The following is a 14540-nucleotide window of genomic DNA, read 5'->3' as shown; positions in this document are numbered from 1 at the left end:
ACGGAGCCGGGTCGGTGCCGTACGGGTGGGTCAGAAGGGGGAGCCAGGCATGAGGGTGTTGCAGAAGGCGGAAGAGCGGTCGCGGGGATTCCTGGAAGCGGGGGAGTCCGTCCGGCAGGTCTTCGTGGCCCAGGGCGGGATCAATCCGTGGGCGCCGATGTGGATGTTCGCCGGCGCGGTCGTGCTGGGGATCGTGGCGCGCCGCCTGGCCGGCGAGGCGCCGTGGCTCGGGCTGCCGTGGCTGCTGATCGCGCTGGTGGTGGCGCTCCTGGCGACGACGCGGCGCGTCGTGCTGGTGACCGACCGGGCGGTGGTGACGCTCGCCATGGGTCGGTGGGGGACGGTGCGGCCGAACCGCGTGGTGGCTCGCCTGCCCCTCGGGACCCGCATCGGCCCGCTCAGCGGCACGTACGCGAAGGTGGAGCTCGGCGGCGAACGCCTGTGGATCCACAAGAAGTTCCACGGCAGCGCGGCGGCCTCCGCAGCCGCGCCGCCCAGCCGGTGAGGGCGCCCTCGCCCAGGCCCCTGCTCTACCTGGACGTGGACGGGCCGCTCAACCCGTACGCGGCCGAGGGAGGCCGCCCGGACGGGTACACCACGCTGCGGGTGCCGCCGGTGGGCCTGGCGACGGGACCGCTGCGCGTGTGGCTCGACCCGGCCCACGGACCGGCGCTGCTCGCGCTCGGCTACGAGCTGTGGTGGGCGACCACCTGGATGGCCGAGGCGAACACCTGGATCGGCCCGGTCCTCGGGCTGCCGCCGCTGCCGTACGTCGACTTCACCGACGTGCTGTTCGGTCACGGTCCGGACCTCGTCCACTGGAAGACCCGGACGCTGGTGGCGCACGCCGCCGGACGCCCGTTCGCCTGGGTGGACGACGAGCAGAGCGCCGCGGACACCGACTACGTCGCCGCCCACCACGCAGGTGCCGCGCTGCTGCACCACGTCGACCCGCGGGCCGGCCTGCGCGAGCGGGACTTCGCCGCCCTCGCCGCCTTCGCCGAGGGCCGCTGACGGCGCCCCGTCACGCGGCCCGGCGGGGATCGTGCCCCGGGCGGTCCTGGTCCTGGCCGCACAGCTCGCCCGTCAGCCGGGTGAGCAGGGCCGCCAGGTCGTCGTGGCGTTCGGGGTTCCAGTCGCCGAGCAGGTCGGCGAGGAGCTTGCGGCGCGCCTCGGTCAGCAGCGCGGCGACCTCCTGGCCGCGTTCGGTGAGCGCCAGCGCGCTCCCCTCGCGTACGGCCAGTCCCTGCTCCTCGACCTCGTGGGCCGCGCGGTCGAGGGCCTCCGCCGGGACGGTCGTCCGGCCGGCCAGGTCCGCGGGGTCGGCGCTGCGGGCCCGGGCCAGGTAGAGCAGCAGCCAGCTGGAGGCCGGGTGCAGGTCGAGCCCGGCCAGCCGGGTGATGCGGATGTACAGGTCGCGGGCGGCCTGGCGGCCGCCCAGGACGCTCAGGCAGCGGGCGATCTCGTCGAGCGAGGAGCGGCTGACGGGATTGGTGCCGATGGTCTCGCTGGCGTCGGGCACGGTGACCGACCGCCGCAGCGGCTCCTCCTTGAGGAACCAGGCCAGCACGAAGGCGACCGCGCACACCGGCACCGCCCACAGGAAGATCCCGGTGATGGAGGTGGAGTACGCGTGCAGCACCGGCCCGCGCAGGTCCGCCGGGAGCGCGCCGACCCCGCGCGGATCGGCCTGCACGACCGCGGGATCGAAGCCGGGCGGCAGTGTGCGGCCGGAGAGCGCGGCGGTGATCTCGCGGGCCAGGCTGGTGGTGAAGATCGTGCCGAAGATGGAGACGCCGAACGAGGCGCCGATGGAGCGGAAGAAGGTCGCCCCCGAGGTGGCGGTGCCCAGGTCCTGGTAGCCGACGGCGTTCTGCACGGCGAGGATCAGCACCTGCATGACCAGGCCCAGCCCGAGGCCGAACACCAGCAGGAAGGTGCTGAGCACCCAGACCTCGGTGTGCTCGTCCAGCCGGTGCAGCAGGAACAGGCCCACGATGGTGACGGCGGTCCCGGTGATCGGGAAGACCTTGTAGTGCCCGGTGCGCGAGACGATCTGGCCGGAGCCCGTGGACGCCACCAGCATGCCGACCACCATCGGGATCATGTGCACGCCGGACCAGGTCGGCGAGTAGCCGTGGACGACCTGGAGGAACGTCGGCAGGAAGGTCAGCGCGCCGAACATCGCGAAGCCGACGACGAAGGAGATCACCGAGCAGAGCCAGAAGGTGCGGATCCGGAACAGCCGCGGCGGCAGCACCGCTTCCTCCGCCCGCCGCTCGATCAGCACGAACACCGCGACGAGCAGCACGCCCAGCACCGCGAGCCCGATGATCCGCCACGAGTCCCAGGCCCAGGTGCTGCCGCCGAGCGAGGTCACGAGCACCAGGCAGGTCGCCGCGGCCGCCACCACCGCCATGCCCCAGTAGTCGATGCGGTGCGAGGTGCGGTGGACCGGGATGTGCAGCACGGTGGCGATCACGGCGAGCGCGACCAGCCCGATCGGCAGATTGACGTAGAACACCCAGCGCCAGCTCAGGGTGTCCACGAACAGCCCGCCGAGCAGTGGGCCCAGCACGCTGCTGGCGCCGAACACCGCACCGAAGACGCCCTGGTAGCGCCCCCGTTCACGGGGCGGGACGATGTCGCCGACGATCGCCATCGACAACGCGATCAGGCCGCCGCCGCCCAGGCCCTGCAAGGCGCGGAAGGTGATCAGCTCGCCCATGCTGCGGGACAGTCCGCACAGCGCGGAGCCGATCAGGAAGATCACGATGACGGCCTGGAAGAGCTTCTTCCGGCCGTACATGTCGCCCAGCTTGCCCCACAGCGGGGTCGCCGCGGTCGACGCCAGCAGGTAGGCGGTCACCACCCAGGACAGATGGTCCAGGCCGCCGAGGTCGCTGACGATGGTCGGCAGCGCGGTGGACACGATCGTCTGGTCCAGGGCGGCCAGCAGCAGGCCGAGGGCGAGCGCGCCGATGGCCAGGCGCACGGCCCGCCGGTCGCCGATCTCGACGGGACCGGCCGCGGCCGGTCCATCGGGGGCCGCGGCGCCCTCGGCGTCGCCGGTGTCGTCCATGCCGTCGATGTCGTCCTGCGCCATGTCGCTCCGCTCGGGCACCTGATGCGTGCCGGTTACCGCGTAGCCGTCACTTCTTCACAAAGATTCACACCCATTGCACATCATTCGCGCACTTTGTACGACCGGCGGAGCCCGAGGCGGCTGCGCGACCGGGTCGCCGTGTCTGCATAATCACTGCGACTGTCAGGACGTCGGGAGGGGGCGCCGGTGGCGTCGCAGGGGCCGGGTTCTCCGGAGGACGAGTACGAGTACGAATCGCTGCGCGTGCGGCCGTACGTTCCGGGGCCGGACCCCGGCGAGAACGGCGGCGACCCTGGCCCGCTGCCCGAAGCGCTGCGCGAAGCCGCCGAGGAGGAAACCGACTTCATCGACCTCGGCACGGTCTCGTCCTCCGACCGGCTGCCCGTGCCGCTGTCGACGGCCTCGCGCGAACTCGAGCCGTACCTGCCCGCCGCGGCCGGCCGGGCCGGACACCGCCGCGCCGCCAGGTCGCGCCGGGCGGCGGTGATCGCGTGCGCCGCGGCCGGCGCGGTCGTCCTCGCCGTCGGCGCCGTCGTCCTCACCGCACAACTGAACCAGGGCCCGGAGCGCACCGAGGCCGTGCCGGACCGGGGCGCCTCCGAGCCCGCGCTCGAACTGCCGCCCAGCGCCCGGCCGACCCCCGCGGCGAGCGCGTCGGCGTCCGCCACCCCGAGCGAGACCCCGTCCGCCCTGGCCGTCACCAAGGGGCTCAGCCCGGCCAAGACGGACCAGCCCAGCGCCACGGCGACCCCCTCCCGCCCGTCGGCCCCGGCCTCCGCCACCGCCTCCGTGTCCGCCCCGGCCACCGGCACGCAGTCCGCGCCGCCCACCAGCACGCCCCCCTCCGCGCCCGCCACGCTCCGCCCCGGCGACACCGGCCCCGCGGTCGTCGACCTCCAGAACCGCCTGCGCCAGGCCGGCCTCTACTACCGCGACGCCGACGGCGAGTACGACCAGGGCGTGAGCCACGCGGTCTCCCGCTTCCAGTTCTTCCACCACGTCCAGGGCGACCCGGAGGGCGTCTACGGCCCCAACACCCGCAAGGCCCTGGAGGAGGCGACCCGCTAGCCCGGCATGCGCCCCGGCGCGTACCCCGCCGCGCGGGACTGGCAGGATCTCTCCCGTGGCGATCGACGACTTCGGACCGCTGGGCTTCCAGCTCGTACTGCTGCGCCGGATGGCCGACCACCGGCCCGAACTGGTCGAGGAGGCACTGCGCACGCTCGGCGTGAGCCGCACCGACATGCGGGAGGCCAACCGCCGCTGGCAGGCCTGGGGCCACGCCAGCGGGTTCCCGCGCGGGGAGCGGCGCTACCGCGCCGTACTCGGCCCGCCCGAGTCGGTCGCCCAGCGCCGCGTCGGCGACCTGCTCTGCCCCGCGTCCCTGTGGCCCGTGCCGCTGTGGCCGACCCTGCGCTTCGAGGTGCTGTGCGCGCCCGGCGGCAGCGCGGTGTGGAACGAATGGCTGGTGCGCGCCCCCGGCGAGACGGGCCCCCGGCCCGCCACGGCGGCCGAGATCGAACCGTGGTCCTGCACGGTCGACGAACTGGCCCACGCGTTCGCGCCGGCGACGCCTCTCGAGGGCGACGCGCCGACGAGGTGGCGGCTGGCCTTTACCGACCCCGGGGAGGGGGGTGCGTGCGTGGCGCACTTCACGTACGGCCTGGTGCAGTACGTGGACCGGGTCTAGGTTTTTCCCCCGCCCTCCCGCCCGATTGCCCGGCGCGGTAAGTGCGGGCCCTGCGCTGCGTGCGTTGTGGGGTCGGCGCCGCTCCGGCGTCCGTCCTCGGGGCTCGCGGGTCACCCCTGCAATTCGTGTACCGCGGTCGCCGCTCGTCGCCTGCGGGGGCACCCCGCCACACCCCCTCCCGGGTCGGCTGGGGCGACTGACGGCCGGTGGGGTGTCTGTGGGCGGTGACGGCGGAGCAGGTCGTTGGCGTGGCGCCTACGGGTGCCCGAGCACGGTGCCGCTCACACCACCCACCGGGGATCAGGCGCGGGACGAAACGGAGGGGGCGGGGTCGTAGGGGTGGCGTTCTGGACACTGGAGCATATTTGGGTGCACAACCCGGAGCGATCAAGGCGGTTACCTGAGGCACCTAAATGTGCTGTCCAGAATGGCAGCCCCGGAGGCCCCGAACCCGGCCCCCCAACAACTGGCGTCGGGGCGCCCTGACTTCACAGGGCACACGGGAGGGCGGGCGGGGAAAAGCCCAGGGGGAAATCCCCCGCAGCCCGGAGGGGGCCTGGCAGGACCCCGTTGCCCGGCCCCACGGGCCGCCCGCGGTGGTTGCCTGGAGAGCGCGGCCGGGACGCGAAGGACGCCCCCCGCGCATCCTGGAAAGGCACCCCCCATGACAGAGACACCCCGCATCACCACGCCCTTCGACGGCCGTTCGACCGCCGCCGAGGTCCTCGCCGGCACCGGCCTGACCGGCCGCAGGGCGGTCGTCACGGGCGCGGCCTCCGGCATCGGCGTCGAGACCGCCCGGGCGCTGGCCGGGGCCGGCGCGGAGGTGACGCTGGCGGTCCGCGACACCGCGGCGGGCGAGCGGGCGGCGGAGGACATCCGCGCGTCGGCCGCCGGCGCCCGCGTGCGTGTCGTACGGCTGGACCTGGCCGACCTCGTGTCGGTGGCGGAGTTCACCTCCGCCTGGCAGGGGCCGCTGCATCTGCTGGTCAACAACGCGGGCGTGATGATGACGCCGGAGACCCGGACGCCCTCCGGCTGGGAGTTGCAGTTCGCGACCAACCACTACGGCCACTTCGCGCTGACGACCGGCCTCCACCCGGCGCTCGCGGCGGCCGGCGGCGCCCGCGTGGTGGCGTTGAGTTCGGTGGGGCACCTGCGTTCCGGTGTGGACTTCGAGGACCCGCACTTCCTGCGGCAGGCGTACGACCCGTCCGTGGCGTACGCCCGCTCCAAGACGGCCAATGTGCTCTTCGCGGTCGAGGCGCAGCGCCGCTGGGCGGACGACGGAATCACCGTCAACGCCGTGCACCCCGGCGCGATCCTGGAGACGGGGCTGAGCCGCCACATGAGCAAGGAGGCCCTGGACAACGCGGTCGCCAATGGGGGTTATACCTTCAAGAGCCGCGAACAGGGCGCGGCCACGTCTGTGCTCGTCGCTACCTGGCCGGCGCTGGACGGAGTGGGCGGCCGCTACTTCGAGGACGCCAACGAGGCGCTGCCGTACCGGCCCGGTGTGTCGGGTGGGGTCGCGGCGCACGCGCTGGACCCGGAGGCGGCCGTGCGGCTGTGGGAGATGTCGGTGGACGCGGTTTCGCCGGCCCGTACCTGAGGCCCCCTGGCGCGATGCCCTCACGGTTTTGTATCGTGTAGGAACAAAGTGGTTCCGCCCGTTTCCCCTGACCGGCGGGCGGGCCACTTGTCCTGTTCTTCCGAGGGAGCCTTTCATGTCGCCGTCCACCGCTGTCCCCGCCCGCGCGCTGCTGCTGGACATGGACGGGACCCTGGTGAACTCCGACGCGGTCGTCGAGCGCACGTGGCGCCGCTGGGCGGCGGAGCACGGGCTGGAGGGCGACGCCGTGATGCGCGTGGTCCACGGCCGCCAGGGCTACGCGACGATGGCCGTGCTGCTCCCGGAGCGCCCCATGGCCGAGAACCTCGCCGACAACAAGCGTCTGCTGGCCGAGGAGACCGCCGACGTCGAGGGCGTCGTGCCGATCGCCGGCGCCCCGGGCTTCATGGCCGCGCTGCGGGACCTCCCGCACGCCCTGGTCACCTCGGCGGACGACGCCCTGGCCCGCGCCCGCATGGGGGCCGCCGGGCTGCGGCTGCCCGACGTCATGATCACCGCCGAGCGCGTCAGCGCCAGCAAGCCGGACCCCGAGGGCTTCCTCAAGGGCGCCGCGGAACTCGGGTTCGGCCCGGAGGACTGCGTGGTCTTCGAGGACTCCGAGGTCGGTATCGCCGCTGCCAAGGCCGCGGGCATGCGCGTGGTCGGCGTCGGCCCGCGTGCCGCCGTGCACGCGCCCACCGTGCACGTGGACTCCCTGGAGCAGGTCCGCGTCGAGACCGCCCCGGAGGGCGGCCTCGTCCTGCGCATCGGCTGACGTCCCGGGAGACGCGGCCGGAAAACCTGCGTGTGATCCGTGCGGCACGGTGACATGCTGGCGGGGTGAGCGGGCCGGAGATCGGGATCAGTTTCGCCTCCGGGCTGCGGCTCTTCGCCGCGGCCCCGCGGCGTGAGGGACGGACGAGTGTGGTCACCGACGGGGTGTCCTCGCTCGGGCATGTGGTGGAGTCGCTGGGGGTGCCGCTCACCGAGGTGGGCAGCCTGGTCGTCGACGGCCGCGAGGCGCCGTTCTCGCACGTGCCGCGCGCCGGGGAGCACGTGGAGGTCCGCCCCGTCACCCGGCCGCAGGCGGTGCCGGGCGCGCCCCTGCGCTTCCTGCTCGACGTGCACCTGGGCACGCTGGCGCGGCGGCTGCGGCTGCTCGGCGTCGATGCCGCGTACGAGAGCGAGGACATCGGGGACCCGGCGCTGGCACGGCGGTCGGCCGCCGAGCGGCGCGTGCTGCTCTCCCGGGACCGCGGGCTGCTGCGGCGGCGCGAGCTGTGGGCGGGCGCGTACGTCTACAGCGACCGGCCGGAGGAGCAACTGCGCGACGTGCTCAGCCGGTTCGCCCCGGAGCTGACCCCGTGGACGCGCTGCACCGCGTGCAACGGGCAACTGGAGGACGCGGACAAGCACGCCGTCCTGGAGCACCTGGAACAGGGCACCCGCCGCACCTACGACGTCTTCGCGCGCTGCACCGCCTGCCGCCGGCTGTACTGGCGCGGTGCCCACCACGCCCGCCTGGAGGCGATCGTCGAGGACGCGCTGAGCGAGTTCGGGCGCCCGGCCGCCTGACGGCGTGCCGCCTTCCGCGAACGGCCGGAGCCGCACGGCGTACCGGCCCCGCCTGACCGCCTGCGGCGCGTGGTGCCGGAGTGGCCGGGGCGGGGCTTGCGGCGTGGGGCCGTGACGTCCTCATGCGCTGCGCGGCGCGTGCCGCCCTCCGCCGACGGTCGGAGCCGCGTGGTGTACCGCCCCCGCCTGACCGCCTGCTGCGCGTGGTGCCGGAGTGTCCGGGGCAGGGCCGCGGCGTGGGGCCACGACGTCTTGGCGCGTTGCGCCGCGCCCGCCGGCCTCAGCGCGCCGCGCGCGCCAGCAGGCCGGACAGCACCACCTGGAGCATGTCCCGCAGGGTGGTGGGGAACTCCAGGCGCAGCGCGGCCAGCGACGGATCGGCCTCGTAGGCGGCGAGCATCCCCGGTGAGGGGTGCGCGTGCGTCCAGACGGCGCCGGTGACCATGACCGTCGCGGCGGCGAAGCGCAGCGCGTCCTGCTCGCCGAGTTCCGGCAGGTGCGCGCGGACCCGCCCGGCGAACGCGTCCACATTGGCGATCGCGGCGCGCTTGTAGTCGGCGGCGACCTGTGCGGAGACGTTGCGTTCGAGGACCGCGGCCTGCGCGCTGACCAGGTCGCACAGTACGGGCCGGGCCGCCAGGGAGTCGGCGAGCGCGGCGGCGAGCAGGTCGGCGCGCTCGGCGGTGCCGGCGCCCGGGTCGACCGCCTCGTCCAGCGCGGTGCCGAGGTGCTCCAGCCAGTCGCGGGTGGCGGTGTCGAGCAGTTCCAGCAGGACGGCCTCGCGGGACTCGAAGTAGCGCAGCACATTGGACTTCGCCAGTCCCACGCGGCGGCTGAGCTCGTTGAGGCTCACTTCCGCGACCGGCATCTCGGTCAGCATCGCCGCCGTGGTGTCGAGGATCGCCTTCCTGCGCACCGCGCGCTGCTCCTCATTGCGCGCGCGCTGAAACGTCGTTGCCATGGCCACATCGTACAGACCCCTGGTCTGTTGTTATCAGACCGGAGGTCTGCTAACTTCGCATTCAACAGACCACCGGTCTGTTGATGCTCCGCCCGTCCATGCCCAGGGAGTTCCCATGTACGTCGTCCCCGACCGCTCCGGCACCTTCGCCGTCGTCACCGGAGCCAACAGCGGCACCGGCAAGGAAGCCGCCCGCCGGCTCGCCGCGGCGGGCGCCCGCGTGGTCCTGGCCGTGCGCACGCCCGCCAAGGGCGAACAGGCCCGCGCCGAGATCCTCGCCCGGCATCCGCAGGCCCGGCTGGAGGTGCGCCGCGTCGACCTGGCCGACCTCGCCTCCGTCGAGGCCTTCGCCGAGGCGATCGCGGCCGACGGCACCCCGCTCGACCTGCTGGTCAACAACGCCGGAGTGATGTCCCCGCCCACCCGGATGACCACGGCGGACGGCTTCGAGCTGCAGATGGGCAGCAACTTCCTCGGCCCCTTCGCGCTCACCCTGCGCCTGCTGCCCGCACTGCTCGCCGCGCCCGCGCCCCGCGTGGCCACGATGAGCAGCGGTACCGCCAACTTCGGCCGCATCGCCTTCGACGACCTCCAGTGGGAGCGCCGCCGCTACCACCCCTTCCGCTCCTACGGCCAGTCCAAGCTCGCCGACCTGATCATGAGCGTCCAGCTGGCCCGCGTCGCGGCCGAGCGCGGCTGGCACCTGCTGAGCACCGCGGCCCACCCCGGCTACACGCGCACCAATCTGCAGACCGCCGGGGCGAGCCTGGGGCGCGAGACGCCGTACCGGCCGAACCCGGTGCTCCGGGCCTTCAATTCGCTGCTGCCCTCGCAGGACGTCGAGCCGGGGACCGAACCGCTGCTGTACGCGGCGACCAGCCCCGACGCGGTCGCGGGCGGCTACTACGGACCGGGCGCGCGCCTGGGCCTGGTCGGCCCCACCGCCCCCGCCCGCATCACGCGCCGGGCCCAGGACCCCGCGGTCAACGCCCGGCTGTGGGCCGAGGCCGAGCGGCTGACCGGGGTCGCCCTGCCCGCCCCGGCCGCCGGGGCCGCCGTGGCCCGGGACCGCTCCGGAAAATGAGGCCGGGGCGGCGCGGGACTCAGCCGGCGAACGCCTCGTACAGGCTGAAGCCCGCCAGCGCCACCATCACGGCCGCCGCGACCTTGGTGATCAGCCGCAGGGGAACGTGCTTCATGAGGGTGCGGCCGCCCAGGATGCCGATCGCGCCGACGGCCCACAGGCCCAGCACGGCGCCGAGTCCGACGGCGACCGGGTCGTCGTAGCGGGCGGCGAGGTTGGCCGTCATGATCTGCGTGAGATCACCGAACTCGGCGACCAGGATCAGCATGAAGCCGGCGCCCGAGACCTTCCAGAAGCTCTGGTCGGCCGGGGCCTTGACCTCCTCCTCGTCGTCGTCCTTCTTGAACAGCAGCACGGCCGCGCCCGCGAGGAAGAGCAGGCCCACCACCCCCTGCACCCAGCGGTGGGGGAGCAGCGTCAGCACGCTGCCGGCGGCGATGGCCAGCGCCACGTGGACCAGGAAGGCGGCGGCCACGCCGCAGAAGACGTACGAGGCCCGGTAGCGCGTGCCGAGCATCAGGCCGGCGAGAGCGGTCTTGTCGGGCAACTCGGCCAGGAAGATGACGCCGAAGGTGATGGCGGCGACGGTGAGGCTGAACAACGGACGGTTCCTCTGGGTTCGGGCCGCACCAGGAACTCCGGTCAAGGGGTCGCTTCGGCACGGCAGCGTCTGACACTGCGGCCGAAGGTCTCGCTGGCCCGGTCCGCCGTCCCGCCCCGTGGGCGACGACGACGCGTGTACCGGGCTCCGGGCGCCGGCCTGGCCGTCATCCGTTGTGCGCGAGCACATTCCACCGGGTGGTGGACGGGCGACGGACGGGCAGTATGTCGACGGTCCGGCGAGGAGCTACTCCCCTTCTGCTGCTCCCAGTCTACCGGCCGCCGGGCTGTGCGCTCCGGCGCGGTCCGGCAGGGGCCGCGGCGCCAAGGGGCCCACTTGGCAGGGGAGTTGGCTGGGCGGAGCGGCGGTCCCGGTGCGCGGGCGCTGTGACCGACGCCACATCCGGGTGAGGGGGAATCCCGGCGCGCCACAACCCTCGACATGACGTGTCCATGTCGGCAGGCTGTTACCTGTCGCACGCCCCCACGCAACGTCGCGACACAAGGATGGCCGACGGCTCCAAGGGCCGAACACCCCCACGTCCAAGGGAGTTCCCCCATGTCCCGGATACGCCTCGCCCTTTCGCGCCGCGGTGTCTACGCGCGTCGATCCCTGGGTCTGCTCGCCGCTCTCACCAGCCTGTTCGCCACCCTCGGCACCCTCAACGGCCCCGCCGCCCAGGCCGCGCTCCCCACGCCCGTCAGCGCCGCCACCGCCCGCAGCTACCTGGCCTCGCTCAAGGTCGCCACCGAGAACCGCACCGGCTACAACCGCGACCTCTTCCCGCACTGGATCACCATCAGCGGCGCCTGCGACACCCGCGAGACCGTCCTCAAGCGCGACGGCAGCGGCGTGGTCACCAACTCCTCCTGCTCGGCCACCAGCGGCAGCTGGTACTCCGTCTACGACGGCGCCACCTGGACCGCCGCCTCCGACCTGGACATCGACCACCTCGTGCCGCTCGCCGAGGCCTGGGACTCCGGCGCCTCCGCCTGGACCACCGCCCGGCGCCAGTCCTTCGCCAACGACCTCACCCGCCCGCAGCTCATCGCCGTCACCGACAACGTGAACCAGTCCAAGGGCGACCAGGACCCGGCCACGTGGATGCCGTCGCGCACCGCCTACGCCTGCACCTACGTCCGCGCCTGGGTCCAGGTGAAGTACTACTACGGCCTGTCCGTCGACACCGCCGAGAAGAACAAGCTCACCAGCGTCCTCAACGGCTGCTGACCCACCCGCCCCCGGCCGTCGTCCCCCCACCTTCCGGCCGCCGGGACCGCGACCGGGAACCCGCGCCTTCCCTCCGACGTCCGTACCCAGTGACGACGGAGGGAAGGCCGACCGCATGGCAGAGCTGCGCCTGGGCCCACTGCTCAGATACGTGGACGAGGACACCGCGACCGTCTGGCTGGAGGCCGACCGCCCCGCCACCGCCGAGATCCGCTGCGACGACGGCTCCGCCGGCAGCGAACGCACCTGGCAGATCGCCGGGCACCACTACGCCATCGTCACCGTCACCGGGCTGCGCCCCGGCACCAGCACCCCCTACCGGGTGCTGCTCGACGGCCACGAGGTCTGGCCGCTGCCCGCGTCCTCCTACCCGTACCCGCCCAGCACCATCGACACCCCCGCCGGCGAGGGCGGCGAACTCCGCGTCGCCTTCGGCTCCTGCCGCTGGGCCGCGCCGCCGCCCGACGAGCCCGACCCGATCGGACCCGACGCGCTCGACACCCTCGCCCACCACATAGCCGAGGGCACCGCGCCCCGCCCCGGCCTCCTCGTCCTGCTCGGCGACCAGATCTACGCCGACGAGACCTCCGCCGCCACCCGCGCCTGGCTCGCCGGGCGCCGCGACCTCGGCGAACCGCCCTGGGACCAGGTCGCCGACTACGAGGAGTACACCCGCCTCTACTACGAGTCCTGGCTCGACCCCGACATCCGCTGGCTGCTGTCCACCGTGCCCAGTTGCATGATCTTCGACGACCACGACGTCATCGACGACTGGAACACCTCCCACACCTGGCGCGAGGGGATGCGCGGCACCGCGTGGTGGCAGGAGCGCATCGTCGGCGGCCTCGCCTCGTACTGGGTCCACCAGCACCTGGGCAACCTCAGCCCCGCCGAACTCGCGGGCGACAAACTCCTCGCCGCGATACGGGCCGACGACGACGGCACCGAGGTGCTCCGCGCCTTCGCCGCCCGTGCCGACGCCGACCCCGCGCACAACCGCTGGAGCTACCGCCGCGACCTCGGCCGCACGCGGCTGCTCATGGTCGACTCCCGTGCCGCCCGGGTCCTCGCCGAGGAACGCCGCGCCATGCTCGACCCGGGCGAACTCGACTGGCTGCGCGAGCAGACGCACCCGGACGGCGCGTTCGACCACCTTCTCATCGGCACCTCGTTGCCCTGGCTGCTCCCGCACGCCGTGCACGACGTCGAGGTCTGGAGCTCCGCCCTCGTCCGCGGCAACCGCGGCCACCGCTGGCGCCACCGCGGCGAACGCCTGCGCCGCGCGGGCGATCTGGAGCACTGGCCCGCGTTCCCCGACTCCTTCGACGACCTTGCCGGCATGCTCACCGCCGCCGCGGACCACCCCGACGCCCCCGCCACCATCTGCGTGCTGTCCGGCGACGTCCACCACGCCTACACCGCCGAGGCCCACCGGCCCGGCGCCCCGCTGCCCGCGCGCATCCTCCAGCTGACCTGCTCACCCGTGCACAACACGATCCCCGGCTTCATGCGCCTGGCCTTCCGCCTCGCCTGGACCCGCCCCGCCCGCCTCGTCGGCCGCCTCCTGACCCGCCACGGGCGCGCCGGCGCGACCTCGCTGACCTGGCGCAAACTCGGCGGCCCCTGGTTCGGCAACCAGTTGATGACACTGACCCTGCGCGGACGCACCGCGCACCTGCGGCTGGACCAGACGCGGGACAAGGAGCCCAAGGCACGGCTGGAGACGGTGCTGGACACCCGACTCGCCAACTGAACGGACTGAACGGCCGGACGGCAAGGAGGGATTGCCCACCCCGGGACGAGCGCGGTGGAATGGGGGCGTGGACCACGCCCCCGCGATCGCCGACACCCTTGCCGCGGTCGGCCCCCGGCTCAAGCGCCTGCGCACCCGGCGGGGCGTCACCCTGGCCGCGCTGTCCGAGGCCACCGGCATCTCCCGGAGCACGCTGTCCCGGCTGGAGACCGGCGGGCGCCGCCCGAACCTCGAACTGCTGCTGCCCATCGCCCGGGCACACCGTGTGCCGCTCGACGAACTGATCGGCGCCCCCGCGTCCGGCGACCAACAGGGGCCCCTGATCCCGCGCCGGGTCAACGGCAGGACCGTCGTCCCCCTGACCGGCCGGCAGGGCGCCCTCCAGGCCTGGAAGGTGATCATCCCCGCCGCCCAGCGCGAGCCCGACCCGCGCGTCCACGAGGGGCACGAGTGGCTCTACGTCCTGGCGGGGCGGCTGCGCCTGGTCCTGGACGGCCGCGACGCCGTGCTCGGCGCCGGCGAGGCGGCCGAGTTCGACACCCGCACGCCGCACTGGTTCGGCAGCGCCGGCGACCACCCCGTGGAGATCCTCAGCCTGTTCGGCCGCCGGGGCGAGCGCATGCAGGTGCGCGCCGCCCCGCGCGCGGGCGCCTCGTCCGGCGTCACCACGCGCGCCACCGGTCGCTGATCTCGTACCGTCCGACGCCGCTGTGCGCGGCGAGGGCGGGGACGTCGATCCCGTGCTCCGCGAAGGCCAGGTCGAGGTACGCGCACTCCGGGTCGATCGTCCCGGCCGCGAGCTCGCGCGCCTCCTGGGCAACGCCGTCACACCACTGGCCGGAAGGTCTGGTCGCCATGCCGGTGACGGTATGCGCGGCCTGTGACATCCCGCCCGGAATGGTGTGACACGTGGGCGGCTCCCGTCCAC

At 73.8% G+C, this 14540-nt stretch carries 15 protein-coding genes; 11 read left to right on the top strand and 4 right to left on the bottom strand.

Going from position 1 to position 14540, the window contains the following annotated elements:
- Window positions 1-49: 49 nt before the first annotated feature.
- On the top strand, window positions 50-505 hold the full coding sequence (locus ACIP9H_RS32310) for a hypothetical protein (protein ID WP_401582470.1): 456 nt from the start codon (window positions 50-52) through the stop codon (window positions 503-505).
- The gene (locus ACIP9H_RS32305; RefSeq protein ID WP_401962354.1) at window positions 502-1014 is read left to right on the top strand and encodes a hypothetical protein; all 513 of its coding nucleotides are present in this window, start codon (window positions 502-504) and stop codon (window positions 1012-1014) included. The genes ACIP9H_RS32310 and ACIP9H_RS32305 overlap by 4 nt, the downstream gene beginning before the upstream one ends.
- 10 nt (window positions 1015-1024) lie before the next feature.
- Here the strand turns inward: ACIP9H_RS32305 and ACIP9H_RS32300 are convergent, their stop codons facing one another.
- A complete protein-coding gene (locus tag ACIP9H_RS32300) occupies window positions 1025-3106 on the bottom strand; it encodes an MFS transporter (RefSeq protein ID WP_401962351.1) in 2082 nt (693 codons plus the stop codon).
- Between the two features lie 186 nt (window positions 3107-3292).
- On the opposite strand from ACIP9H_RS32300, the gene ACIP9H_RS32295 reads away from it, so the two are divergent.
- The 5 genes from ACIP9H_RS32295 (at window position 3293) to ACIP9H_RS32275 (ending at window position 7983) form a co-directional block, all read left to right on the top strand.
- Window positions 3293-4174 (top strand): peptidoglycan-binding protein, encoded by an 882-nt coding sequence (locus ACIP9H_RS32295; protein ID WP_401962348.1) that lies wholly within the window; start codon window positions 3293-3295, stop codon window positions 4172-4174.
- Window positions 4175-4229: 55 nt separating this feature from the next.
- Window positions 4230-4796: a hypothetical protein gene (locus tag ACIP9H_RS32290; protein ID WP_401582466.1), complete on the top strand. Its 567-nt coding sequence runs from the start codon at window positions 4230-4232 to the stop codon at window positions 4794-4796.
- Window positions 4797-5460: 664 nt separating this feature from the next.
- Window positions 5461-6408 carry an SDR family NAD(P)-dependent oxidoreductase gene (locus ACIP9H_RS32285; protein WP_401962345.1) on the top strand — a complete coding sequence of 316 codons (948 nt, stop codon included), beginning with the start codon at window positions 5461-5463 and terminating at the stop codon, window positions 6406-6408.
- A 115-nt stretch (window positions 6409-6523) separates the two neighbouring features.
- Window positions 6524-7183, top strand: coding sequence for an HAD-IA family hydrolase (locus ACIP9H_RS32280; protein ID WP_401582463.1), 660 nt, complete (start codon window positions 6524-6526; stop codon window positions 7181-7183).
- A 65-nt stretch (window positions 7184-7248) separates the two neighbouring features.
- A complete protein-coding gene (locus ACIP9H_RS32275) occupies window positions 7249-7983 on the top strand; it encodes a Mut7-C RNAse domain-containing protein (RefSeq protein WP_401582462.1) in 735 nt (244 codons plus the stop codon).
- A gap of 280 nt (window positions 7984-8263) precedes the next feature.
- Here the strand turns inward: ACIP9H_RS32275 and ACIP9H_RS32270 are convergent, their stop codons facing one another.
- Window positions 8264-8944, bottom strand: coding sequence for a TetR family transcriptional regulator (locus tag ACIP9H_RS32270; RefSeq protein WP_401962342.1), 681 nt, complete (start codon window positions 8942-8944; stop codon window positions 8264-8266).
- A gap of 115 nt (window positions 8945-9059) precedes the next feature.
- Between ACIP9H_RS32270 and ACIP9H_RS32265 the strand changes: the two genes are divergently transcribed.
- Window positions 9060-10028, top strand: a complete 969-nt coding sequence (locus ACIP9H_RS32265) for an SDR family oxidoreductase (RefSeq protein WP_401962340.1) — start codon at window positions 9060-9062, stop codon at window positions 10026-10028.
- A gap of 19 nt (window positions 10029-10047) precedes the next feature.
- Here ACIP9H_RS32265 and ACIP9H_RS32260 read toward each other — a convergent pair whose 3' ends face one another.
- Entirely contained in the window at window positions 10048-10629 is a 582-nt protein-coding gene (locus ACIP9H_RS32260) for a TMEM165/GDT1 family protein (protein ID WP_360916597.1), read from the bottom strand.
- Between the two features lie 558 nt (window positions 10630-11187).
- Between ACIP9H_RS32260 and ACIP9H_RS32255 the strand changes: the two genes are divergently transcribed.
- From ACIP9H_RS32255 to ACIP9H_RS32245, 3 genes are all read left to right on the top strand, one after another.
- Window positions 11188-11859, top strand: a complete 672-nt coding sequence (locus ACIP9H_RS32255; protein WP_401582457.1) for an HNH endonuclease family protein — start codon at window positions 11188-11190, stop codon at window positions 11857-11859.
- Window positions 11860-11974: 115 nt separating this feature from the next.
- Entirely contained in the window at window positions 11975-13612 is a 1638-nt protein-coding gene (locus tag ACIP9H_RS32250; protein ID WP_401582456.1) for an alkaline phosphatase D family protein, read from the top strand.
- 67 nt (window positions 13613-13679) lie between these two features.
- A complete protein-coding gene (locus ACIP9H_RS32245) occupies window positions 13680-14300 on the top strand; it encodes a helix-turn-helix domain-containing protein (RefSeq protein WP_401962331.1) in 621 nt (206 codons plus the stop codon).
- On the opposite strand, the gene ACIP9H_RS32240 is transcribed toward ACIP9H_RS32245, so the two are convergent.
- Window positions 14275-14469, bottom strand: coding sequence for a hypothetical protein (locus ACIP9H_RS32240; protein ID WP_401582453.1), 195 nt, complete (start codon window positions 14467-14469; stop codon window positions 14275-14277). The two genes, ACIP9H_RS32245 and ACIP9H_RS32240, sit on opposite strands and share 26 nt — an antisense overlap.
- Window positions 14470-14540: the final 71 nt, after the last annotated feature.

It is taken from the genome of Streptomyces sp. NPDC088732 (genome assembly GCF_044751205.1).
GTDB lineage: Bacteria > Actinomycetota > Actinomycetes > Streptomycetales > Streptomycetaceae > Actinacidiphila.
The sequence above is the reverse complement of the archived record's forward strand: the minus strand, read 5'-3'. Positions and strand labels throughout refer to the sequence as shown.

Excerpts from the sequence above, each read along its gene's own strand:
- ACIP9H_RS32265 (WP_401962340.1), top strand. The coding sequence starts at position 9,060 with ATGTACGTCGTCCCCGACCGCTCCGGCACCTTCGCCGTCGTCACCGGA.
- ACIP9H_RS32270 (WP_401962342.1), bottom strand. The coding sequence starts at position 8,944 with ATGGCAACGACGTTTCAGCGCGCGCGCAATGAGGAGCAGCGCGCGGTG.
- ACIP9H_RS32255 (WP_401582457.1), top strand. The coding sequence starts at position 11,188 with ATGTCCCGGATACGCCTCGCCCTTTCGCGCCGCGGTGTCTACGCGCGT.
- ACIP9H_RS32250 (WP_401582456.1), top strand. The coding sequence starts at position 11,975 with ATGGCAGAGCTGCGCCTGGGCCCACTGCTCAGATACGTGGACGAGGAC.
- ACIP9H_RS32285 (WP_401962345.1), top strand. The coding sequence starts at position 5,461 with ATGACAGAGACACCCCGCATCACCACGCCCTTCGACGGCCGTTCGACC.
- ACIP9H_RS32240 (WP_401582453.1), bottom strand. The coding sequence starts at position 14,469 with ATGGCGACCAGACCTTCCGGCCAGTGGTGTGACGGCGTTGCCCAGGAG.
- ACIP9H_RS32280 (WP_401582463.1), top strand. The coding sequence starts at position 6,524 with ATGTCGCCGTCCACCGCTGTCCCCGCCCGCGCGCTGCTGCTGGACATG.
- ACIP9H_RS32300 (WP_401962351.1), bottom strand. The coding sequence starts at position 3,106 with ATGGCGCAGGACGACATCGACGGCATGGACGACACCGGCGACGCCGAG.
- ACIP9H_RS32310 (WP_401582470.1), top strand. The coding sequence starts at position 50 with ATGAGGGTGTTGCAGAAGGCGGAAGAGCGGTCGCGGGGATTCCTGGAA.